The 25,788-nt window shown below is 27.8% G+C and carries 22 protein-coding genes; 19 read left to right on the forward strand and 3 right to left on the reverse strand.

Features of this window, described 5'->3' with window-relative positions:
- Positions 1-175 precede the first annotated feature (175 nt).
- The 6 genes from AACH12_RS01035 (at position 176) to AACH12_RS01060 (ending at position 6,374) form a co-directional block, all read left to right on the forward strand.
- Positions 176-859 carry an RluA family pseudouridine synthase gene (locus AACH12_RS01035; RefSeq protein ID WP_338536232.1) on the forward strand — a complete coding sequence of 228 codons (684 nt, stop codon included), beginning with the start codon at positions 176-178 and terminating at the stop codon, positions 857-859.
- A 228-nt stretch (positions 860-1,087) separates the two neighbouring features.
- Positions 1,088-1,246, forward strand: coding sequence for a hypothetical protein (locus tag AACH12_RS01040; protein ID WP_338536233.1), 159 nt, complete (start codon positions 1,088-1,090; stop codon positions 1,244-1,246).
- A gap of 336 nt (positions 1,247-1,582) precedes the next feature.
- The gene (gene arcA, locus AACH12_RS01045; protein WP_338536234.1) at positions 1,583-2,812 is read left to right on the forward strand and encodes an arginine deiminase; all 1,230 of its coding nucleotides are present in this window, start codon (positions 1,583-1,585) and stop codon (positions 2,810-2,812) included.
- 68 nt (positions 2,813-2,880) lie between these two features.
- Positions 2,881-3,873 (forward strand): ornithine carbamoyltransferase, encoded by a 993-nt coding sequence (gene argF / locus AACH12_RS01050; protein ID WP_338536235.1) that lies wholly within the window; start codon positions 2,881-2,883, stop codon positions 3,871-3,873.
- 11 nt (positions 3,874-3,884) lie between these two features.
- A complete protein-coding gene (arcC, locus tag AACH12_RS01055; protein WP_338536236.1) occupies positions 3,885-4,820 on the forward strand; it encodes a carbamate kinase in 936 nt (311 codons plus the stop codon).
- A gap of 138 nt (positions 4,821-4,958) precedes the next feature.
- On the forward strand, positions 4,959-6,374 hold the full coding sequence (locus tag AACH12_RS01060) for a YfcC family protein (RefSeq protein WP_338536237.1): 1,416 nt from the start codon (positions 4,959-4,961) through the stop codon (positions 6,372-6,374).
- A gap of 127 nt (positions 6,375-6,501) precedes the next feature.
- Here the strand turns inward: AACH12_RS01060 and AACH12_RS01065 are convergent, their stop codons facing one another.
- Together AACH12_RS01065 and AACH12_RS01070 are read right to left on the reverse strand one after the other, a co-directional pair.
- On the reverse strand, positions 6,502-7,170 hold the full coding sequence (locus AACH12_RS01065; protein WP_422388909.1) for a uracil-DNA glycosylase: 669 nt from the start codon (positions 7,168-7,170) through the stop codon (positions 6,502-6,504).
- 180 nt (positions 7,171-7,350) lie between these two features.
- On the reverse strand, positions 7,351-7,899 hold the full coding sequence (locus AACH12_RS01070; protein ID WP_338536239.1) for an NADH peroxidase: 549 nt from the start codon (positions 7,897-7,899) through the stop codon (positions 7,351-7,353).
- A 148-nt stretch (positions 7,900-8,047) separates the two neighbouring features.
- Between AACH12_RS01070 and AACH12_RS01075 the strand changes: the two genes are divergently transcribed.
- The 8 genes from AACH12_RS01075 (at position 8,048) to AACH12_RS01110 (ending at position 15,602) form a co-directional block, all read left to right on the forward strand.
- Complete coding sequence (locus AACH12_RS01075; protein WP_338536240.1) at positions 8,048-8,911, forward strand: DegV family protein; 864 nt, start codon at positions 8,048-8,050, stop codon at positions 8,909-8,911.
- A 195-nt stretch (positions 8,912-9,106) separates the two neighbouring features.
- A complete protein-coding gene (locus AACH12_RS01080) occupies positions 9,107-9,430 on the forward strand; it encodes a hypothetical protein (RefSeq protein WP_338536241.1) in 324 nt (107 codons plus the stop codon).
- 42 nt (positions 9,431-9,472) lie between these two features.
- Positions 9,473-10,687, forward strand: a complete 1,215-nt coding sequence (locus AACH12_RS01085; RefSeq protein WP_338536242.1) for an HD-GYP domain-containing protein — start codon at positions 9,473-9,475, stop codon at positions 10,685-10,687.
- Positions 10,688-11,031: 344 nt separating this feature from the next.
- Positions 11,032-12,258, forward strand: a complete 1,227-nt coding sequence (gene tyrS, locus AACH12_RS01090) for a tyrosine--tRNA ligase (RefSeq protein WP_338536243.1) — start codon at positions 11,032-11,034, stop codon at positions 12,256-12,258.
- On the forward strand, positions 12,258-12,683 hold the full coding sequence (locus AACH12_RS01095; RefSeq protein ID WP_338536244.1) for an MOSC domain-containing protein: 426 nt from the start codon (positions 12,258-12,260) through the stop codon (positions 12,681-12,683). The genes tyrS and AACH12_RS01095 overlap by 1 nt, the downstream gene beginning before the upstream one ends.
- A gap of 86 nt (positions 12,684-12,769) precedes the next feature.
- Entirely contained in the window at positions 12,770-13,552 is a 783-nt protein-coding gene (locus tag AACH12_RS01100; protein ID WP_338536245.1) for an ABC transporter ATP-binding protein, read from the forward strand.
- Positions 13,545-14,780 (forward strand): ABC transporter permease, encoded by a 1,236-nt coding sequence (locus AACH12_RS01105; RefSeq protein WP_338536246.1) that lies wholly within the window; start codon positions 13,545-13,547, stop codon positions 14,778-14,780. Before AACH12_RS01100 ends, AACH12_RS01105 begins: the two co-directional genes overlap by 8 nt.
- Positions 14,781-14,789: 9 nt before the next feature.
- On the forward strand, positions 14,790-15,602 hold the full coding sequence (locus tag AACH12_RS01110) for a hypothetical protein (RefSeq protein ID WP_338536247.1): 813 nt from the start codon (positions 14,790-14,792) through the stop codon (positions 15,600-15,602).
- A gap of 53 nt (positions 15,603-15,655) precedes the next feature.
- Here the strand turns inward: AACH12_RS01110 and AACH12_RS01115 are convergent, their stop codons facing one another.
- Positions 15,656-17,332 carry a hypothetical protein gene (locus AACH12_RS01115; RefSeq protein ID WP_338536248.1) on the reverse strand — a complete coding sequence of 559 codons (1,677 nt, stop codon included), beginning with the start codon at positions 17,330-17,332 and terminating at the stop codon, positions 15,656-15,658.
- Between the two features lie 249 nt (positions 17,333-17,581).
- On the opposite strand from AACH12_RS01115, the gene AACH12_RS01120 reads away from it, so the two are divergent.
- The 5 genes from AACH12_RS01120 to AACH12_RS01140 all read left to right on the forward strand — a co-directional run bounded on the left by AACH12_RS01120 (position 17,582) and on the right by AACH12_RS01140 (position 25,664).
- On the forward strand, positions 17,582-19,162 hold the full coding sequence (locus AACH12_RS01120; protein ID WP_338536249.1) for a methyl-accepting chemotaxis protein: 1,581 nt from the start codon (positions 17,582-17,584) through the stop codon (positions 19,160-19,162).
- Positions 19,163-19,200: 38 nt separating this feature from the next.
- Complete coding sequence (locus AACH12_RS01125; RefSeq protein WP_338536250.1) at positions 19,201-21,126, forward strand: sensor histidine kinase; 1,926 nt, start codon at positions 19,201-19,203, stop codon at positions 21,124-21,126.
- Positions 21,123-22,496, forward strand: a complete 1,374-nt coding sequence (gene glmU, locus AACH12_RS01130) for a bifunctional UDP-N-acetylglucosamine diphosphorylase/glucosamine-1-phosphate N-acetyltransferase GlmU (RefSeq protein ID WP_338536251.1) — start codon at positions 21,123-21,125, stop codon at positions 22,494-22,496. Before AACH12_RS01125 ends, glmU begins: the two co-directional genes overlap by 4 nt.
- Positions 22,497-22,520: 24 nt before the next feature.
- On the forward strand, positions 22,521-23,471 hold the full coding sequence (locus AACH12_RS01135; RefSeq protein WP_338536252.1) for a ribose-phosphate diphosphokinase: 951 nt from the start codon (positions 22,521-22,523) through the stop codon (positions 23,469-23,471).
- A 162-nt stretch (positions 23,472-23,633) separates the two neighbouring features.
- Positions 23,634-25,664 (forward strand): HAMP domain-containing methyl-accepting chemotaxis protein, encoded by a 2,031-nt coding sequence (locus AACH12_RS01140; RefSeq protein ID WP_338536253.1) that lies wholly within the window; start codon positions 23,634-23,636, stop codon positions 25,662-25,664.
- Positions 25,665-25,788: the final 124 nt, after the last annotated feature.

A 25,788-nucleotide genomic window follows, 5' to 3' on the forward strand; every position in this document is an offset into this window, starting at 1 on the left:
AAATCAATCAATCAGAATAATGATTTTTAAATTTATAGTCAAACAGAATTATAGTTAAAATAAAATAGAAAAAAATATATGATATATTATTATTGTAGAATTAATTATTAAAAAATAATTTGTAAAAAAGGAGAGTTATACTAATTAAATTCATATATTTAGTATACAAAAAGAAATGAAAATAGAAAATTTAGTAATATATAAGGATAAAGATGTGGTTGCTTTGGTTAAGCCGTATGGACTTGCAAGTCAGGGTGCTAAAAAAGAAGAAAGATATTTTTTAGAAATGGTTCAAAATGAATTTAATAAAGATGATATTGGTTTGCTTCATAGAATTGATAAACCTGTAGGCGGAGTAATTTTATTTTCAAAAAATAAAAATGCATTAATTAAGCTCAATGAGGATATCAAAAATAAGAAGATAAGAAAATTTTATTATGTTGTTATTTACGGAGAACTTGAGAATGAAGAAGGTGTATTTGAAGATTATCTATTAAAAATGAAAACTACAAATATGTCAGCTGTAAGTTCGAAAGAAAAAAAATCCTCAAAGAAATCTTCATTAAAGTATAGAGTTTTAGATGTTAAAATGGATTTAAATGATAATAAGATTTCTTTAGTTGAAGTTGAACTTATTACAGGAAGACATCATCAAATTAGAGTTCAATTTTCATCACGAGGATATTATATTCTTGGAGATAAAAAGTATAAAAACAATAGAATGAGAAATGACGTTTATGAAAATATTGCGCTTTGGTCGTATAAAATCATATTTAATCATCCTAGAAATGGAAAATCAATAACAGTTAAAAAACTCCCAGAAGCTAAGGATGGATTTGCTTATTTTGATTGTTACTAAGTAACTTGTTATATATTGATAGTAAAGAATAAATAATGATAAAAAATTTGTTTGTTTAGAATAATAAAGTTCTAAGAAGGAAGTGGTAAAATGAATATAAAGATTGATAAAAAAGTAATTGAGTACTTAAATAAGAAAAAATCAAATATTATTACATTAAAAGTTTTAAAAACTGGTGGAGGCTGATGTGGATCTATAGAAATTCCTGAAATAGGAATTAAAGCTCCGGTGGAGCTTAATAAGTTTATTAATTATAAGGTTGATGGGGTAAATGTGTATATCCAAAAGAATGTTAAAATAAATACGAATGTATTAAAATTTAAACTTTCTTCTACTTTTTTTGTTAAATCAATTGTTGCGATTGGTTTAAAAATAAATTCTCTATAGTGTAGTTTGATTGAAAATGCGAGCTGATAGTGCAAAAAAATATGATTTTATTAGTGAAAAAAAAATTTTTTTTATGAATAAAAATACTTTCTTTTGATAGACCGAAGTATATTTATTAGTTTGTTTGTCTTAATATTCCTTGTTTTGTTGAGTTACGAGTGAATTGTTTAAAAAAAAATACAAAATGTGAAAATTTAATAGTCTAGTTTTATTTGGATAGTGTATTTTTATAAATAACCTTAGAATTCTCCAATTTGACAAATTTTATACATAGCTTATATTAAAAGAGTAGGACTAATGTATAAGTCGATGAAATCGAAAGGAGAGTCAAATTATATGAGCGATATTTTAAACGTTTATTCTGAAATTGGTAGACTTAAAAAAGTTATGCTTCATAGACCAGGAAATGAAATTGAAAATCTTACTCCAGATTTAATGGATAGATTGCTTTTTGATGATATTCCTTATCTTAAAGTTGCAAGAGAGGAACATGATTTTTTTGCTAAAACACTTAGAGAAAATGGAGTTGAGGTAGTTTATCTTGAAGACTTAGTTGCTGAGGCAATTGAAGACGAAAAGGTTAAAGAAAAATTTGTTGACGAGTTTATTGCTGAAACAAGTATTGAAAGTCATAGACTTCGTGAACTAGTAAAAAAATACTTATTAGAGTTTAAATCAAATAAAGCTATGGTTGATAAAATGATGGAAGGAATTAGAAAAGAAGACATTCAGACTTATGAAAGAGTTCATTTGTCAGATATGGTTGGAACTTTGTATCCTTTTGTAGTTGATCCAATGCCTAATTTATATTTTACAAGAGATCCTTTCTCAACAATTGGTTCAGGTATCTCGTTAAATCATATGAGAACAGTAACAAGAAATAGAGAAACACTTTTTTCTAAATATGTATTTTCATATCATCCAGACTATAAAAATGAAAATATTCCATTCTGGTATGATAGAGATGATACTACTTCAATTGAAGGTGGAGATCAATTAGTACTTAGTAAAAAAGTTCTTGCAATTGGTATTTCTGAAAGAACAGATGCTTCTTCAGTAGAAAAAATTGCTAAGAGAATTTTTGAACACAATGAAAAATTTGAAACTATTCTTGCTTTTGATATTCCAAAGAAAAGAGCATTTATGCATTTAGATACAGTATTTACTATGGTTGATTATGATAAATTCACTATTCACCCTGAAATTGAAGGACCACTAACAGTGTATTCAATTAAAAAAGCGCAAAATAATGAAGGCATTGTAATTGAAAAAGAACAAATGATTCTTGAAGAAATTCTTGCTAAGTATTTAGAACTTGAAAAAGTTACGCTTATTAGATGTGGCGGTGGAAACATGGTTGATGCTGGGAGAGAACAGTGGAATGATGGATCCAATACACTTGCAATTGCACCAGGTGAAGTTGTAGTATATTCTAGAAATCATGTAACTAATAAATTACTTGTAGAGCATGGAATTAAACTTCACGTTATTCCATCATCAGAATTATCACGTGGTAGAGGTGGTCCAAGATGTATGTCGATGCCACTAATTAGAGAAGAACTTTAATAAAAATAGGTTAATAATGGATAATCCATTTAATAAATAATATTATATAATACTAAGGAGGAAATAAGATGGCTGTTAATTTAAGAGGAAGACATTTTATTACATTGAAAGATTTTACTACTGACGAGATTAAGTACTTACTTAATTTAGCAAAAGATTTAAAAAGTAAAAAAAGAGCTGGTATTAGAGGAAATTTATTAGATAGAAAAAATGTTGTTCTTTTATTTGAAAAATCTTCAACTAGAACTAGATGTGCTTTTGAAGTTGGTGCTTTAGATGAGGGTGGTCAAGTTACATTCTTAACTAATTCACAAATGGGTAAAAAAGAGACTATCGAAGATACTGCTAAAGTATTAGGTAGATTTTATGATGGTATTGAATTTAGAGGATTTAAACAAGAAACTGTTGAAGCACTAGCTGAACATGCTGGAGTTCCTGTATGGAATGGTTTAACAGATCTTTATCATCCAACTCAAATTTTAGCTGACTTTTTAACTGTAATGGAAAATGTTGATAAGCCGCTTAATAAAGTTAAATTTGTATATGTTGGTGATGCTAGAAATAACATGGGTAACTCACTTATGATTGGTGCTGCAAAAGTTGGAATGGACTTTGTTGCATTAGCTCCAAAATCACTTTGGCCTTCTGATGAATTAGTAGCTGAAATGAATGAAGTTGCTAAAGAAACAGGCGCTACAATTACTTTAACTGAAAACATTGATGACGTTAAAGGTGCAGATGCTATCTATACTGACGTATGGGTATCTATGGGTGAAGAAGATCAATTTGCTGAAAGAATTGAATTATTAAAATCATATCAAGTAAATATGGAAATGCTTAAGAAAACTGAAAATGATGATGTAATGTTCTTACATTGTTTACCAGCATTCCATGACGATAAAACTGTTGTAGGAGCTGAAATCAAAGCTAAATTTGGTTTAGATTCTATGGAAGTAAGTGATGAAGTATTCAGATCTAAACATTCAAAAGTATTTGATGAAGCTGAAAATAGAATGCATACTATTAAAGCAATTATGGTAGCTACAATCGGAAACTTATAGGAGGCGTTTAAATGAAAGATAAAATTGTTGTTGCCTTAGGTGGTAACGCACTTGGAAAAACTCCAAAAGAGCAACATGAATTAGTTAAAGGTACTGCAGTTCCAATTGTAGACTTAATTGCAGCAGGACACGAAGTAGTTCTTGCTCACGGTAATGGACCACAAGTTGGTATGATTAATTTAGCTATGGAAACAGCTTCTGTTTCTGATGCTGGTACTCCAGAAATGCCATTCCCAGAATGTGGAGCAATGAGCCAAGGTTATATTGGATATCATCTTCAAAATGCAATTAGAGAAGAACTTTTAAATAGAGGTATGGATGTGCCTGTTGCTACTGTAGTAACACAAGTTATTGTAGACAAAAATGATCCTGCATTTACTAACCCAACTAAGCCAATTGGTTCTTTCTATTCGAAAGAAGAAGCTGATGAATTATCTGCTAAAAAAGGTTATAATATGGTAGAGGATGCTGGTAGAGGTTATAGAAGAGTAGTACCTTCTCCTCGTCCAATTGACGTTGCTGAAAAAGCAACTGTTAAAGCATTAGTTGATAATAACCATGTTGTTATTACTGTTGGTGGTGGAGGAATTCCAGTTGTCAAAGAAGGTAATAAATTAGTTGGTGTTCCAGCTGTAATTGATAAAGATTTTGCTAGTGCAAAAATAGCTGAAATTTTAGATGCTGATTATTTAATTATATTAACAGCAGTTGAAAAAGTTGCAATTAACTTTGGAAAAGAAAATGAAAAATGGCTTTCTAAATTAGATTTTGCAGAAACTGAGCAGTATATTAAAGAGGGACATTTTGCTCCTGGATCAATGCTTCCAAAGATTGAAGCTGCACTTGGATTTGCTAAATCAAAATCAGGTAGAAAATCATTAATTACTTCTTTAGAAAAAGCTAAAGAGGGAATTGAAGGAATTACAGGTACACTTATTACACAATAAGTTTATAATATATACGTATTGTAAGAAGATAGAGTTTTAACGTTCAAATACTTGTATTTGGAGGTTGAAACTCTATTTATTGGTTTAATGCGTTAATATTTTGACAATTTAGAATATTATGAAGGAGAAAATATAATAATGAAAAAATTTAAAATGCCTACGGCATATACAATATTAATTGGAATTATAATTGTAGTTGCATTACTTACTTGGATTGTACCTGCTGGAAGATATGACTATGTTGATCCATCAGCTTCAAAACTTGAGCCTATTCCAGGAACTTATCACAGTGTAGAAGCAAACCCTCAGGGAGTTTTTGACGTTGTAATGGCTCCAATAAACGGTTTTATGGACGCTGTTGACGTTGCATTATTTGTAATTGTTATTGGTGGATTCTTAGGTGTTGTAATGAAAACTGGTGCAATTGATGCTGGTATTGCAAATGTAACAAAAAACCTTAAGGGTAGAGAAAAGTGGATGATTCCAATTCTAATGCTTCTATTTGGACTTGGAGGAACTACATTTGGTATGGCTGAAGAAACAATTGCCTTTTATCCTTTACTAATTCCAGTATTTTTAGCAGCTGGCTATGATACTTTAACAGCAGTTTCAGTTATTATGCTTGGAGCTGGAGTTGGAGTTCTTGGATCTACTGTAAATCCATTTGCAACAGGTATTGCATCAGGATTCGCTGGTATTTCACTTGGTGATGGTATTGGACTTAGACTTTTAATTTTATTGGTTAGTGAAATTGTTACAATTTTATTTGTAATGAAATATGCTGAAAAAGTTAGAAAAAATCCTGAAAAATCATTGGTTTTTTCTAATCTTGAAGAGAGCAGAAAACATTTTCTTCATAGTAAAGCAAATGGAGAGTTTCCAGAACTTACTGGTAAAAGAAAATTAGTTTTAGCATTATTTGGATTAACTTTCTTAACAATGATTTACGGGGTAATTCCATTTGAAGATCTTGGTATTACTGCTATACCAACACTTTACTGGTGGTTTGGAGAATTGACTGCATTGTTCTTTGTTTCTTCAGTTATAATCGGACTAGTTTTCGGATTAAATGAAGAAGGTTTAGTTGGTGCATTTGTTGATGGTGCTAAAGATTTACTTGGAGTTGCATTGATTATTGGTATTTCAAGAGGTATTACTGTTGTTATGAATGCAGGAGCAATGACGGATTCTGTTCTTAACTTTGGTGAAAATGCTTTAGGTGGATCTAGTTCGGTAGGATTTGCTTTGTTCTCTTATATTTTCTATATTCCTCTTTCATTCTTAATTCCTTCAACTTCAGGACTTGCAACACTTTCAATGCCAATTATGGCACCACTTGGAGATTTTGCAGGAGTGTCAAGAGCTCTTGTTATTACTGCTTATCAGTCAGCTTCTGGTATAGTAAATCTTATTACACCAACAAGTGCAGTTGTAATGGGTGGACTTGCAATTGGTAGAGTTTCATTTAATAAATGGTTAAGACATGTTTGGAAACTTATGCTTGTATTATTTGTTATAACATGCCTTGCTTTAGCTATTGGAGTAATGATGTAATATAATTTTAAAAAAACAAAGGATTCTAAGTTAGTAAAGAAAGATAATTTCTTTAAAATTTAGAATCCTTTTTTATTTTATTCGGTGCCTTAGAGTTCTAATACCCCTATTACGATAAGAATTTCAATTATAGTTTCCAGTCTATTTCTTTAAGCGAATTTAGCTTTAAAAATTCATTTGTTTTTGAAAATGGTTTGCTTTTAAAAAATCCTCTGTAAGATGAAAGTGGACTTGGATGTGGAGCCTTTAATACTAAATGCATATTCGAAGTTATTAATTTTTCCTTTTTCTGAGAAGGTTTTCCCCAAAGTATAAATACAATAGGAGACTCTTTTTCGTTTAGGAGAGAAATTATTTTATCGGTAAATATCTCCCAACCTTTATTTTTATGTGAATGAGCTTGACCTTTTCTAACTGAAAATACATTGTTAATCATAAGAACACCTTGTTTTGCCCAGTTTTCTAAAAAACCATCCCTAGGAATTTCAATATTTAAATCATCGTTTAACTCTTTAAAAATATTGCGAAGAGAAGGAGGAATTTTTACTCCTTTTGCTACTGAAAAACTAAGTCCGTGTGCTTGATTGGGCTCATGATAAGGGTCTTGTCCAAGTATTACTACTTTAGTATCTTTAAATGGGCAAAGATCGAGTGCGCTAAAGAGCATATCTCTTGGTGGATAAATAGTATTAGTCCTATATTCGTCGTCTAAAAATTTCATTAGTTTTGTAAAGTAGTCTTTACTAAATTCTTCTTTTAATAAATCTTTCCAGTCATTTGTTATTGTATTCATTATTATTCCTTTTTTATTTATTAATTTATAATAATATTATATCTATAATATTATTATAAATTAATAAATTTGTCTTTATTTGCTTATGAATTTCAACACAATTTATTATATGATATATGATTGATAAAAAAAAACGACTATCAGAAAAAATCTAATAGTCGTAATTATTTATAAAGTTAGTTATTATTTAGAAAAATATCTTTTTAATAAGCCATTAAAAGCACTTCCGTGTCTTGCTTCGTCTTTACACATTTCATGAACTGTATCGTGAATTGCATCTAAGTTAAAAGCTTTAGCTTTTTTAGCTAGTTCTAATTTACCAATACAAGCTCCGTGCTCTGCATCAACTCTCATTTCTAAATTCTTTTTAGTAGAATCTGTTACTACTTCGCCAAGTAATTCAGCAAATTTTGAAGCATGATCTGCTTCTTCAAAAGCGATTCTTTTATAAGCTTCTGCAATTTCAGGATAGCCTTCTCTATCAGCTTGTCTACTCATAGCTAAGTACATACCTACTTCAGTACATTCACCCATAAAGTTTTGTCTTAAACCTTCTACAATTTCAGGATCAACGCCCTTTGCAGTTCCAACATGATGCTCATCTGCCCAAGTTAAAACATCGTCATTTTTTTCTATAAATTGCTCTTTTGGTGCGCCACATTGTGGGCATTTATCTGGAGCTGAGTCGCCTTCGTGAACATAACCGCATACTTTACAAACGAATTTCTTCATAATTCCTCCTAGTGATATGTATTAGTTGTTAAATTGTAATCAATACATTACTATTATAATGATTTATTTATGAAATGTCAATATTAAATTTTATTGTTTATGATATAATAATAGTATATAAAAAAGAACCTTTTGAAAGGCGGATATAATGGGGATAAAGATAATAACTGATAGTGCTTCTGATATTCCAAAAGAATTAGCTCTAAAATATAATATTGAAGTATTACCACTACTCGTTTACAAAGACGGTGACACCACCGAATATAGAGATAATGTTGATATTTTTCCAGATGATATGTATGAATTTATGATTGAAGGTGGAACTGTAAAAACAGCTCAAGTATCTTATGAAAGTTTTTATAGAAAATTCGAAGAATGTATTAATACGGATGATGAGTATATATATATCGCTTTTTCATCGGAATTATCTGGTACATATCAAACATCTAAAATGGTTGAAATTGAGCTTAAAGAAAAATACGGCGATATTAATATAGAAATTATTGATACAAAAGCAGCTTCTCTTGGATTTGGATTAATTGTAATTGAAGCGGCGAAAGTTGCTAAACAAACTAATGATAAATCTAAAGTTTTAGAAACAATTAAATATATGATGAAAAATATTGAGCATATATTTACAGTTGATAACTTGGAATATCTATATAGAGGTGGAAGAGTTTCTAAAGCATCTGCAGTTATTGGTGGCGTTTTAAATATTAAGCCAATACTTGATGTAGAAGATGGAAAGCTTATTCCTTTTGAAAAAGTTAGAGGACGAAAAAAAGCAATAAAGAGAATTGCAGAGCTTGTTTCAAAGCGTAATATAGATCTAGAAAAATTAATTGTTGGTATAAATTATTCTTATAATAAAAAAGATGCGCTGTTGCTTGCAGATATGCTTAAGAAAATGTATGGCATAGAGAATTATATTTTAGGAGAAATTGGATGTTCGATAGGTGCTCATACAGGACCAGGTACGTTAAGTGTTTATTTTTTAAAACAAAATAATTAAAAAAAGTGTTATTAAATTATTTATGGGTATTAGTTTATTAAGTTAAACTTTTTTAAGAATTTGTCGATATTATAGATGAAGTATATCCAAGCATTGCGTGTGATTATAGATATTTTTAGTAAAGATAAATACTATATTAAATACGTGCATTGTGTCGATATTAGGTTTAGTCATAGTCATAAAGGATGTGATATCATGACAAAATTTAATGGATTTAATAACAAAAATGAAGTTGATAACAAATATTTCTTCTACAATGGTGCGTTGATGAATTTTGAGATGCCTTTTGAAATTAATTTAGAGAAAATATTTGAGAACATTGTCAGTATTAAAACAAAATCATTCTATAAGGTAGGTACGTTCTTAGGTATTGATGTAAGGTTGAATGGTAAAATGTTTAGTATTATTGGAAGTGTTTTTAAAGTGAAAGTAACAAGCAATTTTTATGAATTGAAACTAAACATTGAATACTTTCCGGATGAATTAATGTTTGAACTTGAAGATATTTTTGATAAATAGAAAAAGTTATAAGAAATAAGAATAAATGTGTGGGTGATTATTTTGAAATATGTTGAAATAAGTAAATTAACGTCGGGCATGGTCATTGCTGAATCGGTAATGAATCAGGATGGTACGATTGAGCTTTTAAGTAAAAATAGCGTCTTAAACGAAAGGCATATTAATTTACTTAGAAAATTAGGTGTATTATCTGTAAAAATTGATGATGGAACTATATCTAAGAAAGCTGTAGCTCCACAAACTCCTTCGCTTCAAGCTGATACGATTGAGAAAGCTGCACTTGATGCAAATAAAAGCTTTGATGTAGAAAGTTTTAAAACAGAATTAGAAGAATTAGATAATATAAGATATAAAGATGTTGAACTTAAAAGTGTTGTTAATAAGAAAATGAATATTAGCGTTTTGACTGGTGAAGGTAATATTCCAATTGATAAGAGACATGAAGAAATGATCAAAGACACTAAAAAAGTATTTGAAAGTCTTAAAGATGGTGATTCAGTTGATTATGATTTAGTTAGGAAGAATGTTGAAGAGGCACTTCCTGATATGATTAGAAATAATGATGTATTAATGAGACTTAATCAATTGAAAGAAACTGATGATTATACATTTGAGCATTCTTTTAGAGTCTCAATTTTAGCAGTTATGATTGGAAAATGGATAAATTATACTAAACGCGAACTAGAAGAATTGGCTTCAGCTGCTCTTATGTTTGATATTGGTAAGATGAAAATACCGAATTTTATTCTTCAAAAAGAGGGCATAACAGAAGATGAGTTTGAAGTTATTAAAAGACATTCTCAGTTTGGATACAGTGTATTAATGAAAACTAAAGGGATAACATCAAATATTAAATATAGTGCACTTCAGCACCACGAAAGAATTGACGGATCTGGATATCCTTTAAGACTTAAAGAAGGACAAATTCATGAGTTTGCAAAGATAATTATGATTTGTGATATATTTGATGCAATGACACATGATAGACCATATAAAAACAAAGTATCTCCATTTAAAGCAGCTGAATATATTTCTTGGCAAAGTGGGGTTACACTAGACTCAAGATTATGCTATGTGTTTTTAACAAATCTTGCTGAATTTTATACTGGAAAGGATGTTGTTCTTTCAAATGGACAACGTGGAAGGATAATATTCGTAGATGTTAATTTTCCAACTAGACCAATAATAAAATCCGGTGATGAAATAGTTGATTTAATTAGAAATAAAGAAATAGAAGTAATGGAATTAATTTCTTAGTATTTTTGACAATGTTAATTACATGTGCTAAGATTACCCTAATACAAATTAATAAACATGCTAAGAAGAATATAGTAGCTCATATAAATAATGTAGAGAGTTAATCGTATGCTGAAAGATTAAATGATTATATGTAGTGAATTACAGTTTGGAGCATCTGCAAATGCAGCGGATAATTACCGTTATAAATATTAAGGTGAAATATAAAGAATAAAACATTTCATAAATTAAGGTGGTACCACGAGTTTTTCGTCCTTAGCGAAAGGCTCGTGGTACCATTTTTTATTAAGTTAATATATAAAAATATAATTGTTTTATAAGTAAAAAGAAAAACGGAGGACAATATGAGAAATGTATTTGATGTACTGAGCGAAAGAGGATTTATTGAACAAATTACACATGAAGATGAAGTAAAAGAATTATTTCAAAATGAGAGAGTGAATTTCTATATTGGATTTGATCCAACTGCGGATAGTTTGCACGTTGGTCACTTTATTCAAGTAATGGTTATGATGCATATGCAAAAAGCGGGTCATAGACCAATTGCTCTAGTTGGTGGAGGAACTGCAAAGGTAGGAGATCCTACTGGAAAAACAGATATGAGAAAAATGCTAACTCCAGAAAAAATAAAAGAAAATGGTCATAAAATTGGTAAACAATTAGAGAAATACCTAAATCTTAATAATGAAGATGGATTTATTGCTAATAATGCAACTTGGCTGGATAATCTAAATTATATTGAATTTTTAAGAGAAATAGGAAGTAGATTTTCTGTTAATAGAATGCTTGCTGCTGAATGTTTTAAGCAAAGACTTGAAAAAGGATTATCTTTCTTAGAATTTAACTATATGATTATGCAAGGTTATGATTTTTTAGAATTAAACAGAAGATATAATTGTAAAATGCAATTAGGTGGAAATGATCAATGGTCAAATATAATCGCGGGTGTTGAGCTTATTAGAAAGAAAGATCAAAAACAGGTTTATGGATTGACATTTAAATTATTAACTACATCTGAAGGTAAAAAAATGGGTAAAACAGAAAAAGGTGCGCTTTGGATTGATCCAGAGAAAACTTCTCCATATGAGTTTTTCCAGTATTTTAGAAATGTAGAAGATGCTGATGTTATTAACTGTACAAAACTCCTTACATTTATTCCAATGGAGGAAATTAGAGAAATGGAAAAACTTGAAGGTGCTGATCTTAACCCTATTAAAGAAAGAATGGCATTTGAAGTTACAAAAATTGTTCACGGAGAAGAAGAAGCAAGGAAATCACTCGAAGCTGCAAAAGCATTATTTGCTGGAAATGGTGATGAATCAAGCATGCCAAAAGTTGAAATAGCAAAAGAAGAGTTTAATGAGGGAATGCCTTTACTTGACTTACTTTTAAAAGCGGATTTAATTGCGTCAAAAGGTGAAGGAAAAAGATTAATTAAGCAAAATGGAATTTCTTTAGATGGAGAAAAAGTTAAAGACTTTGCAATAAATATTACTAGAGAAGATTTTAAAGGTGATTCATTAAAAATTCGTAAAGGAAAAAAAGTTTTTAAGAAGATCATTTTAATATAATGAAACTTAATAAATTTTATCTTTCACTTAGTGTTAAAAATAAAAAAAGTGTTAATATACTTGAATTAACTACAACTTGCGGAATAAAAAATGATATAAAATCAAAAAAAGGTAGTAGAGAAATTGCAATTCTTGATAAAAAAAGTAGATTGATTGTTGATAATATAAAAGATGGATTATGCATAAATAGATTTAGAGAAAATATTACTATTGAAGAAATAGAAATGGATAAGCTCAGAGATGGTCAAAATATAGCAATAGGTAGTTCGTTGATAGAAATAACTAATGTAAGAAAAAAATGTTTTGATAATTGTATTTTGCTAGAGCAAGGAAAATATTGCCCATTAATTAAGAATGTACGGTACGCAAAAATAATTAATGGCGGAAAAATAACATTAAGCGATGATATTAAAATTATCGTTTAATATTAAAACATGATTCTTTAAAAGGAATCATGTTTTTGTTATACTATTAACTAAAAGCAATAAATGAATTTCTTGTGAGGTGTAATATGATAAATGTTAATAATCTTGAAAAGGTGTATAAATTATCTAAGAAACAGATGAAAAAAGAAAAGCTAAATCTAAATATAAAAAAAGCAGTTAATGGAATTTCATTCAATGTAGGAAAAGGTGAAATTTATGGACTTCTTGGTCCAAATGGTGCTGGTAAAACTACAACGTTAAGATGTATTTCTACTTTAATAAAACCAACTAATGGAAATATTAAAATAAGAGACTTTGATGTAATTGATGATTCAAGAGATGTTAGAAAGAATATATCTTTTTTAACAAATGAGCTTAAACTTGATGGATTTTTTACTCCTAATTATACTTTTGAATACTTTGGAAAACTTTATGGAATGGATGATAAACAAATTAATGATAGAAAAATAAAACTTTTTCATTATTTTGGAATTACGGAATTTAAAGATGTAAAAATATCAGATCTTTCAACTGGTATGAAGCAAAAATTGTCAATTGCCGTCAGTTTAGTTCATGATCCGGAGATTATTATATTTGATGAACCTACAAATGGTCTTGATATTGTAACCGCAAAAGTTGTTGTAGATTATCTAAAATATTTAAAAAAGCAAGGTAAAACAATTATTGTTTCAACGCATATTATGAGCGTTGCATCAAAACTTTGCGATAGAATGGGAATAATCATTGATGGTAGAATTGTAATAGATGGAACTTTAAAGGAAATACTTTTAAAGACAAATACAGAAGATTTAGAAGATGCATTTTTTAGTTTGTATTTAAAGAGCAAGGAAGGTGAAAAAAATGAGTAAAGAACTTATAGTAGTATTAAAAAAAGAGCTTAAAAGAGTATTCTCTGATAAGAGAATGGTTTTTACAACTTTTATTTTGCCAGCTGTTAGTATTGCACTAATATATTCTGTAATGGGTATTATGCTTTCAAAGTATATTGATGACGTAGATACTCATATTCCAAATGTTTATGTACAATATGCTAGTGATAATTTTGAGAATATAGTAAAAAATAATGAAAGTAAAATTAATTTAGTTGAAATTAAAAATGACAATGAAATCAGCCATATTAAAAATGGAATATTAGAAGGCAAAAAAGAACTTCTGATAATTTTTGATAAGGACTTTGAAAATAAGATTGAAAATTATAAGAAATTTGAAAGACCAAATATTTTAACATTCTATAATCCGAGTGAAGAATATTCAAGTAAAATCATGAGAGTTTTTAATAAAGATATTTTTCCAAAATATGAAGATTCAATTATGATAAGAAGACTTGGAAATGAAAAATACATTAAACCATTTGATATAAACAAAGAAAATGAAGAAAATAAATTGGTAGATTCTAAAAAAGCTACAGGAAAAGATTTAGGAAATTTATTTCCAATACTTATATCTATTTTCTTATTTTCTGGGGCAATGGGAGTTGGTATGGAGAGTATTGCTGGAGAAAAAGAAAGGGGCACTATGGCAACTTTGCTTGTAACTCCAGTTAAAAGAGAAGTAATTGCTCTTGGAAAGATTATAAGTCTTGGCATAATTGCCTTTCTTAGCACTTTTTCGGCATTTGTAGGAATAGTAGCTTCAATGCCGTTTTCGTCTAGAATTTTTAGTGGTGGTTCATCTTCTAGCGAGGTACTATCGGTAGCTTCATTAGGATTTGGAATTAAGGAACTTGCAGCATTAATGTTAATTATGATAACATTAGTAGGTGTATTTGTTGCATTAATAAGCTTAATTTCAGTAAATGCAAAATCAGTTAAAGAAGCTGGAACTTATATTTCACCAGTGTATATGATAATTATGGTAGCTGGATTTAGCACAATGTTTTCAAATTCAGCTGTAAAAGTTTGGCAATATATGATTCCTGTTTATGGCAGTGTTCTTAGCATGAAGAGTTTACTTAATTATGATATATCTTTTCTTGAAATCTCGATAAATTTAAGCTCAAATATAATATTCACTGCAATATTGATTTATATAATTAAAAATTTATTTAATAACGAGAGAGTAATGTTTAATTCCTAGGAGTCTATAATGAATGAAAAAAATTGGTTCGTAGTCACTAATCAAGTTGTGGATAGAGAAGATCTTTCAATTTATGAAAAAATGTGTCTAGTTGTATTATCTAGATATGCAGGAAAAGAAGAATTCGAAGATTTACTTACAAGTGAGATAATAGCACTTAAAATGGGAACAACAATTATCGAAGCGAAAAAAGCAATCTTTAAATTAGTAGAGAAAAAACTTATTAATTTTGAAGGAAAACACGGAGAAATATCAAAAGTTTCAATGGACAAGAGTACAGTAAAAGAGAACATTATAAAAAAAGAAGATGATGGAAGTCATATAAGCGAAATTAATTTTGATAGTCTAGATGAAAATGATAGTAGCATTGAAACTGATTATAATGAAAACAATCAAAATTATTATAAAGATGTAGAAGAAAAAAAAGATGAAAAAGAAGAAAAAAATAAAAAAAATCCAAGTACTAAAAAAGAAGATTTTCATAAATTGATTGATAAGTTGTATGATTTACTAGATGAAAATATTAGCGAGAGAGAAGCTAGAATTATACTTAGTTTTTCTGATAATGATTTCGAGAGAATTAAGGAAAAATATGAACTTGTAAAAATGCATGGCTATTCGGATGTTATTGATGAATTAATAACGGAGTTACAAAGAAAAGAAACAAAAAAAATGAAGAATAGTGGGAAAAATATACATGAAAAAATATCTGCTAATAATGATACAGATGTAAATGAAGAAATAAAACGGAATAATTCGCAAGTAAATTTCGCAAATATAAATAAATTAAAGGCATATTCGAAATTTAAAAAGAAAAAATAATATAAAAATGCACCTCAAATTTTTTTGAAGGTGCATTTTTTATACTATAAGTATTATTTATTAAAAAATATTGGAAGTGCTAAATAAGTGTAGAAGTAAGGAATTACTAATAGTGAGAACATAATTAAATCTGTAATTCCAAAAAACATATATGACATCCAAAATTCGTTGTGCTGTTCACTAGTGTATTTGATTTTATAAAGATAATATGAAAGTGAAGTAGTTATAAAAATGGTAAGTACTAGCAGAGGAAAATTTGTTAAAAATACTGGTAACTGATCTTTAATATTAAGTATTGCTTTATTTAAAAATATCATATTATATAAAAATAACATTTTTAATGATGTATGAATAAGGACTGAAAAATTAAAGGTTTTTTTAAAATTTTGTTCCATATAATTCAAAAATTTTATTGATAAAATCACAAGTATTATTGCAGTTGTACCAGCAATAGTTATTATTGGTATCATAGTACCTAGTAAAGTTGGAAATATTGTTATAATCCAAGTAATTAAAGAATCAATTTTTTCGTTTGTTGTTAGTTTTCTAGAGGTTTTAATAAAGTCTTTATTGTTGCTTAAAAGCATTAATTCTCTTGAATTTTGGTCGATATCACTCCAAGTTATATACTTTGAATTTTTTAATTTGAATAAAGTTGGAGAAATTGATTTTTTATTTGTTTTAGTAAGTGTAGTTTTATTATCAATTTTCTCGTTAATCAAACTAATTATATTAAGATTATAAACAATTTTTGTAGCTCCCATAGTAGTTGGAATCGAAATAATAAAATCAATATCATTACCTTTACTACTAATTAACTTAGGGTATATAGAATATTTTAGTTTTGTTAGTTCGGATTTGTTTATATTTGTAAGGTTTTTATCTAAGTAATAATGCTTTAATGTAGTTTTACCTGTTTTAAACTCCTCTGATTCTTCAAGAATGTTTACTTTAGATTTATTTACATTTATTGATAAATATTTCGAACTTATAAAAGTTGAATTTGGTAGTTTATCAATTATAGCTGTTGCGATATTTTTAGTTTTTATATTTATTTTTGAAAGTTTTAAGTATTTATTGTTATCTGAGAATTTACCTGAATAAACGATATAAATATAGTTTGAATCAGTGAACAAGTCATATTCCTTTAATTTTGAAAAAGAAATATTTTTATATACATATTCATTTTTATTTGAATTAAGGTCAAGTATATTCAAAGAATCCAGTTTTTCAATTGCTAAAAAACCATTCTTATATTTTGCAGACTTAACAAAGTCATCGATTAAAATAGAACTTCCTAATTCGTATGATTTTAAATCTAGCAAGTTAGAATACAATTTATTGTTAGATATAAAATATAATGTTAATTTTCCATTAATTATTTTCCCAGAAAAAATTTCTTGAATATTAGAAGTATTATTTAATTGAAGGTTGCTTATAGTTTTATTTAGTATGATATTTCCATCTGCTTTAGTTAATAGAATATTAACTTTATTATCAACAAAAATTGATAAAATAGAATTTTCATTTTCAAGCGGGATGGTAAAAGTTAACTTTTCTTTTTTTGCATTAACAATGGAGAGGTTGTTTTGAACATTCAACTCGATTTCTCTACTCCACTTAGGCGAAGGTAGTCTCTTTTTTTCTTTAACTATTGTAGCGAAAAACAGACTATAAATAAGTACAACAAAGACTAGGAACATTATTTTCCAATTTTTAAATATTTTCATAAAACACCTCAACAATTTATTAGTATAATAATTATAGCATACATAGAGAGAATACTATGTGTATAATTATTAACAACTTGTAATGACATTACATCTACTGTAATATAGTAGTGTGCAGAAGTCTTATTATTATTTTTTTACTGTAAATCTAAGTAATAATGCATAATTACGACTTTTTTAGGTATAAATGAAGTATAGTATTTTTAAAAAAATTACAGTTAAAAACAACAAATCTGAGTTGGTGATAATATGAAGTTTAAAAAATTAAGAACTACTATAAATTACATTATGCTTATTAGTATTATTACAATTATTGTGATAGTTTTTGTTCCAACTTTACTTATTAGCTCCAAAAACATAAAAGAAACAAAAATTAAGGAGTATGAAACTCTTAACGAACTAAGTGCAAAAAAGATTGATATTTCACTTAATAACATTAGTCAAAGTGTAATTAATATTTCAAATTATATTGAATCGACCATTAATATGGATGTACTTCAAAGTAATGATAAAGATAGAATTAATATTTATATGAAAGACTATATAAAAAAACTAAATGGTTTTATGGTTAAAAGTACAAAAACGGTAAATGATAATATTGATGTATATATAACTTTTAATTTTGATTTAATAAACAATGAGGAATATCCATATCAATCTTTGCTTACATATGATATTTATAATGATAGTTATTCCGAACTAAAAGAACTTGCCAAAATAAGCGATTTTGATTCTTCAAGTAGTAACTTTGCATGGTATTTTGATCCAATATATAGTTCAAGTGGTATTTGGTCTAATCCTTATGATGACTCTTATGTAGGAAAAAAAATATTTACTTTTTCATATCCGGTATACGTAGATGATATTTTTGTTGGGATAGTAGGAATAGATAGCACTTTTGATCAAATTAAAGAACTTATCAACAAATATAATGTAAAAAATACTTATTCAATTTTAATGAATAAAAAGTATTATCATCTTGTGCATCCGGTCTATGGTCTCAAAGATAATTTAAGAAAAATAGAAAATGGAAATTTAGCTTTTATAGCAGATTTTATGGATAAAAATAAACAGGGTTATTTAAAATATAGGTATAAAGGAAAAACTAAATATGTTGTATTTACTAGATTAAGCAATGACTGGATAATTACAACAAACATTACTGAATGGAGCTTACTAAAATCTATTAGGAATCAATATGTAATATTATTAGTAGCGGTTTTATTAGGAATTATAATTAGTATTATCGCTTCGTACAGGGTTGGCAATTATATATCTAAACCTATTGAAGATTTAACAAAATTATTTGATAAGATTTCAAGATTTGATCTTAGGGATTCAGGTGAAAATATTTTATATACACTTTATCCAAATGAAATCGGAAAACTTTCAAGTTCGATATATGATATGCTAATTGATCAAAGAAAAATAGTAGGTACAATAGTTGGATCAACTGAAGAATTCAATATTAAGTTTTCTGAAACTAACAGTAAACTTTTAAGTATAAATAGATCAACCGAAGACCAATATTTTTCTACGAAAGAATTAAATAAGGCGCTTGAAGAAATTTCAGTTACAATGAATGATATTTATAATAGTATTTATGAATACTCCAAAATTAATAATGAAAAATCTGAATTTATGAATGGATTATTTATTATGATAAGCGAAGTGAATTCGAATTTAGAAGAGTCTATTGCAACTCTTGAAATCATTGAGAATAATTCAAAAAATATAACTGAAGAGGCAAAAGATGTATATATTTCTTTAAAAGATTCATTAAGACTATCAAATATGCTTTATGATCTTGTTTCAAAATTCAAAATATAGATATAAAATTTTGCTGATTGCTGATTAAGGGTGATTTTATGAAGAAAAAACTTCAATCTAATATGATATATGTTTATATATTAAGTCTTATAATAATTATCATAGGGGCATATATATTAAATGTTTATTTTACTTATGAAAAATATGATAGATACGTAAATGATATAATACTTAATGATCTAGAAAATAGTCCGATAAATTTAGAAAAATATATTGACGGCATTATTGGTAAATATTTTGAGGATGAAATGATTCAAAATATTAGAGGTGAATCTTTTATAAATGAAGTATTTATAAAAAAAGAATTTGATGAACACGTAATTTCAGAGAGAGATCATTATAAATATATTGAAGTTTTTGCTTTTGATATATCAAAATATCCGACAGAGATTAGTAAAGTTTATGCTACGACTATGGATTTTTTTAATAAAAATATAAACAAAAATTCCATAGTTCAAAGCGCTATTAGAAAAAAAAATGGTTTCGTTAGTGATGAAAATTTTGTATTTTCATTTAGCGAAATTGGCAACTTTGAAGTAATAACGATGGTTGATAAAAGTAAACTGATTGATTCAAATACTTATTTAGAAAAAAAAGTAATTAATTTGTATAAAATTTTTAGTAAATTTTATAATGATAAAAAATTAATTTTAATGAATTTAAAAAATGGAAAAATAATCTATAAAAGTTCAAATGCATTTTTGCAAATATCTGAAGTAAATTTAAAAAACGAAAAATTTATTGATGATAAGGGTATTTTATATAGAGATATTAGTTTAGATACTTCTTCTGGAAAAATCGATGGTCTAAATAATAAGTATAAAATGTTTTTCTCTAAAAATAAAAGTTATAATTTATTATTTTTAAGAGTTGAAAAACAGACCAATCCATTAGATATATTTAGTGGAAAGGTGTCTATTTATAATTTTATAATAATAATGATGATACTTTTATTGTTTTTTTTAATTATTAGTGAAAGTAGAAAGCTAGTAGATTTAGCTGAATTCAATTCCATCTTAGAAAAAAAAATAAATGAAAGAACACTTGAACTTACAGTAATAAACAGATATCAAAAACATTCATTAAAGGAAGCTAGGATAGCTAAAAAAGAATTATCTAGTAAAAATATGGAACTTTTGGATAGTATGCGCTCTCTAAAAGAAACTCAAACTAAGCTGATAGAATCAGAAAAAATGGCTTCACTTGGTTCACTTGTTGCTGGAGTAGCTCATGAAATAAATACTCCTATAGGAAATAGCGTTACTGCATCTTCCTTTATTGAAAATGAAACTGCTAAAATAAAGAAGAAACTTGATAGTGGTAATATAAAAAAATCTGAGCTTATTTCTTACTTTGAAGAAGTCAAAAATAGCACGAATATATTATCAAGTAGTCTAAATAGAGCATCAGATTTAATAACGAGTTTTAAGAAAATTGCTGTTGATCAGTCGAGTGAAATTTTAGAGACATTTAATATTAAAAATTATATAAAACTTGTAATTACAAGTTTAAATCACCAAATAAAACATACTAATACTAAAATTTTAGTTTTTGGAGATGAAGATATAATTATAAATAGTTTTCCAGGTGCTTATGCACAGATATTTAGTAATTTAATTATGAATTCATTAATTCATGGTTTAGAAAAAAAAGAAAATGGCATTATTCAAATTAAAATTGTTAAATATGATGTAGATAAGCTTAAAATAATATATACTGATAATGGTACGGGAATTGATAAATATTTAATAAAAAAAGTCTTTGATCCTTTTTTTACAACAAAACGTGGAAATGGTGGTAGTGGGCTTGGTTTAAATGTTATTTATAATCTTGTTACTCAAACTTTAAAGGGAGAAATTAATCTTATTTCTGAAAAGAATGCAGGAGTTGAATTTACAATTATCGTTCCAATGAATTATAATAGTAATGTTAAAAAAAGTAAAAAAATAGAGGTGGAAAAGTGAAAGGAATAACTTCGATAATACTTGCAGCAGGTAAAGGTACAAGAATGAAATCAAAACATCCAAAGGTACTTCACAAAGTACTTGGAAAATCAATGATTGATCATGTAATCGATGTTGTTGATGATAGTGGAATAGAAAAGAAAGTAATAGTTGTTGGATATGATAAAGAAAAAGTCATAGCTGCAACAAAAAAAAGAAATGTGGAAATTGCACTGCAAGAAGAAACCCTTGGAACTGCTCATGCCGTTATGATGGCAAAAGATTTTATAGATAATGAAGATGTATTAATATTATGCGGTGATACACCTTTATTACGTCAAGAAACAATAAAAGATTTTATTAAATTTCATAGAGAAAATAAATTAGATTGTTCTGTTATGACAGCAAATTTTGATAATTCTTTTGGATATGGAAGAATTGTAAGAGATGACAAAAACAATGTTGTAAAAATTGTTGAAGAAAAAGACTCAAATGAAGATGAAAAAAAAATAAAGGAAGTAAATTCTGGAATTTATCTTTTAAATGGAAAGCTTTTAAAAGAATCATTTGATGAATTTAAAAGTAATAATAGTCAAAGTGAATATTATTTAACAGATATTATTGATATTTTTAATACTAAAGGTTATAATGTCGGAGGATATTCAATAATTGATAATGAAGAAATTTTAGGAATTAATTCTAGAATTCAACTAAATATGGCAAACGACATTATGAAAAATAGAATTTTAGATTTTCATATGAACAGTGGTGTTACCATTATTGATCGAAACAGTACAATTATCGAAAAAGGTGTATCTATAGGGATTGATACAATTATTTATTCTGGAACATTTATATCAGAAAATACAGAAATTGGTGAGGACTGTGAAGTTGGTCCTGACACAAAAATATATAATTCAAAAATAAAGAATTTAGTAACTATTAAATCATCTACGATAATAGATAGTATAGTTGATAGCGGTACGAGTATTGGACCTTATGCTTATTTAAGACCAAATTCTTCTATTGGCAAAAATGCCAAAATAGGTGATTTTGTAGAAGTAAAAAACTCGAAAATAGGAAATAATTCAAAAGTTTCGCATTTGTCCTATATAGGAGACGGCCAAGTAGGGCATAATGTGAATATTGGCTGTGGGGTTGTTTTTGTAAATTATAACGGAAAAGAAAAAAATAAAACCGTTGTAAAAGATAATTCTTTTGTGGGTTGTAATGTTAATTTAGTTGCACCAGTCGTAGTTGAAGAAGGAGCTTATGTAGCTGCAGGGTCGACAATTACAAATAACGTTGAAGAAAACTCACTTTCGATAGCAAGAGCAAGACAAGTAAATAAAAAAGATTGGGTGAAAAAAAGCGGTTTATTAAAAAAATAGGATTATTTTGTCTAGGAGGAAAAGATGCATAGTAAGGGTAAAAAAATTAAGATTTTTTCAGGTAATTCCAATTTGGATTTAGCAAAAAAAATATGTGGAGAATTGGGACTTCCGCTTGGTGACGCTACAGTGTCTTCGTTTAGTGATGGTGAAATATCAATTAATATAAACGAAACCGTAAGAGGAGTAGATGTATATGTAATTCAATCTACTAGTATACCACTTGTAAATAAGTATTTGATGGAAATGTTAATTATGGTAGATGCTTTAAAAAGAGCTTCAGCGGGAAGAATTACAGTAGTAATGCCATACTATGGATATGCAAGGCAAGATAGAAAAGCAAAAGCTAGAGATCCAATTTCTGCAAAACTAGTTGCAGACCTTATTACAGCTTCAGGAGCGGATAGAGTTCTTACTATGGATTTACATGCTGCTCAAATACAAGGATATTTTAATATACCACTCGATCATTTAGTTGGTGGACCAATTTTAGCAGAGTATTTTAAGGAAAAAGATATAGAAAACCTTGTAGTCGTTTCTCCTGATCTTGGAAGTGTTGCGCGTTCAAGAAATTTTGCAGATAGATTAAATGCACCTATTGCTATAATAGATAAAAGAAGACCAAAAGCAAATGTAAGTGAAGTAATGAACATAATAGGTGATATTAAGGGTAAAAATGTTATTCTTATTGATGATATGATTGATACTGCGGGAACTATTACGAATGGAGCAAATGCCTTAAGAGATTTAGGCGCTAAAGAAATATATGCATGTTGTACTCATGCAGTTCTTTCAGGTCCTGCAATTGAGAGAATTGATAATTCGGTAATAAAAGAATTAATTGTTCTTGATACTATATATTTGCCAGATGAAAGAAAATCAGAAAAAATAAAAACTCTTTCAGTAGCTCCATTATTTGCAGAATCAATTAGAAGAATTTTTAACAATGATTCAGTAAGCAAATTATTTGATTAAATAATAAAAAGAAAAACAATTTATTGTTTTTCTTTTTATTTGTGAATATGTATAGAAAAAGTAATACGTAAAAATTAATTACTACTATATTTTTGATTAATTTTATTAAAAAAGAGTATATATATAGTATTCGTAATATATATGATTATTAGGAGGAATAATATGAGTAAAAAAAAGAAAGATAAAAAAATTAAAAAAAAATCTAAGCAAGGATTTGGAATTGGTATAAGAATTTTAAGTGTATTTTTATCAATAATGATTGTAAGTATTTTTGCAATTGGATTTACTGTGTATCATAAAACAAATACTATATTAGAAGAAAATTTGGTAGATACTTCTAAGTCTTTGAATTCTAGTATTGATAGAGATATCACTCATTATTTAAGTACATTTTCTTTTGTATCAAATTACTTAGCTGGTGATACGACAGTTCAGCAGGTACTAGAGAATCAATTTTCAAAAACAGCAATGTTTAGAATTTTTAATGAAATGACTAAAAATAATAAAGATATTATGAATCTTTATTTAGGTACAGCTGATGGACAAATGCTACTTTATCCTAAACAGAAATTACCAGATGGTTTTGATCCTAGAAAAAGAGGCTGGTACGAAGAAGCAGTAAATGCTGGTAAATTAATTTGGACAGACCCATATGTTGATGCAACTTCAGGGGAACTTGTAGTAACAGTTGCGAATCCTGTTTATAATAAATATAATAAAAACAAACTTGTAGGTGTACTTGGAATAGACATTAATTTATCAACACTAGATAAAGCTATAAGTGGAGTTAAGATAGGAAAAAATGGTTATATTGTATTAGTTGATTCAAAAAATAATACAATGATTCATAAATCAAAAGATTTGATTGGCAAGCCTATTCCCGTTAAAGCGCTAAATGATTCACTTGCAAAAAACTCTGAAGATGTAGTTTCTTACAATTATAATGGTGAAAATAAAATGCTTATTTATAATACTATTGAAGGCGTTAATTGGAAAGTTATGTCAAGCTTTAGTATGAATGAAATTAATGAAGATGCATCAAAAAATCTTACAAATATCATAACAGTTGGTCTAGTGTCTTTATTAATTGGACTAATTTTGTTCCTATTATTTTCAAGACGTTTAACAAATAATATTAAAAAGCTTTTAGTAAATATGGAAGAGGTTAAAAAAGGTGATTTAACAAAGTTATTTAATGTAACTTCAACTGATGAATTAGGTTCACTTGCAGGATTTTTTGAAGATACTCTAAAAGAACTTAGTTCGCTTATGAGAAATATTAAAAATGTATCACATGAACTTACTTCAAATGCAGAGAACTTAGCCGGAACGTCCGAGGAAGCAAGTGCTGCTTCAGACGAAGTTTCAAGAGCGTCAGAAGATATTGCAAAAGGAGCTCAGTCTCAAGCTGAAGATGCTGGAAATGGAGCTGAAATTGCAAGAGAACTAGCTGACAAATTAAATGTTCTTGGTGACAATATTAATACAGTATTTGATGGTCTTAAAGAGGTAACAAATGCAAATTCTCTAGGATTTGAAAAGATAAATGAATTAACTGAAAAAAGTAATATAAGTAAAGAAACAAGTGAAGAAACTCAGAAAGTGGTTAAAGAACTTGAAGTAAAAACAAACGATATTGGTACTATTCTTGATGCAATCAGTGCAATCGCTGTTCAAACTAATTTACTTGCACTTAACGCTTCTATTGAAGCTGCTAGAGCTGGGGAACACGGAAGAGGTTTTGCGGTAGTAGCAGAAGAAATAAGAAAACTTGCAGAAGAGTCATCAACTGCTGCTGATCAAGTAAGAGAAATAGTTACAAATATTCAAACTGATAGTAAAAATGCTGTTGAAAGTGTAAGTCAAATGAAAGAAATTTCAGATGAACAATTAAGTGCGGTTAAAGGAGTAAATGATGCATTTGATATGATTACAGTAAGTGTTTCTGAAATTAGTGGGTCGGTAAACCAAATAGTAGAATACAAAGATATGATAGAAGAAAACAAAAATGGTTTGCTTGAAGCTATTGAAAACATCTCGGCAGTATCAGAGGAAACAGCAGCAGCTTCGGAAGAGGTAAATGCTTCTATGGAGCAGCAAACATTTGCAGTAGAGGAAGTAGCAAAAGCTGCTGAAAAACTTAATGAAATTGCTGTAGAATTAAATACAGAAATAGATAAATTTAAGATTTAAGTTTAAATACTATCATTTATTGTATTTTAAAACGTAAAGTCTTGTTTTGTAATGAAAATTATAAAGCAAGGCTTTTTTATTTAATAAGCTTATGTAATCAGAAAATAATTAGGCCTTTAATAAA

Source organism: Helicovermis profundi, assembly GCF_033097505.1.
Lineage (GTDB): Bacteria > Bacillota > Clostridia > Peptostreptococcales > Acidaminobacteraceae > Helicovermis > Helicovermis profundi.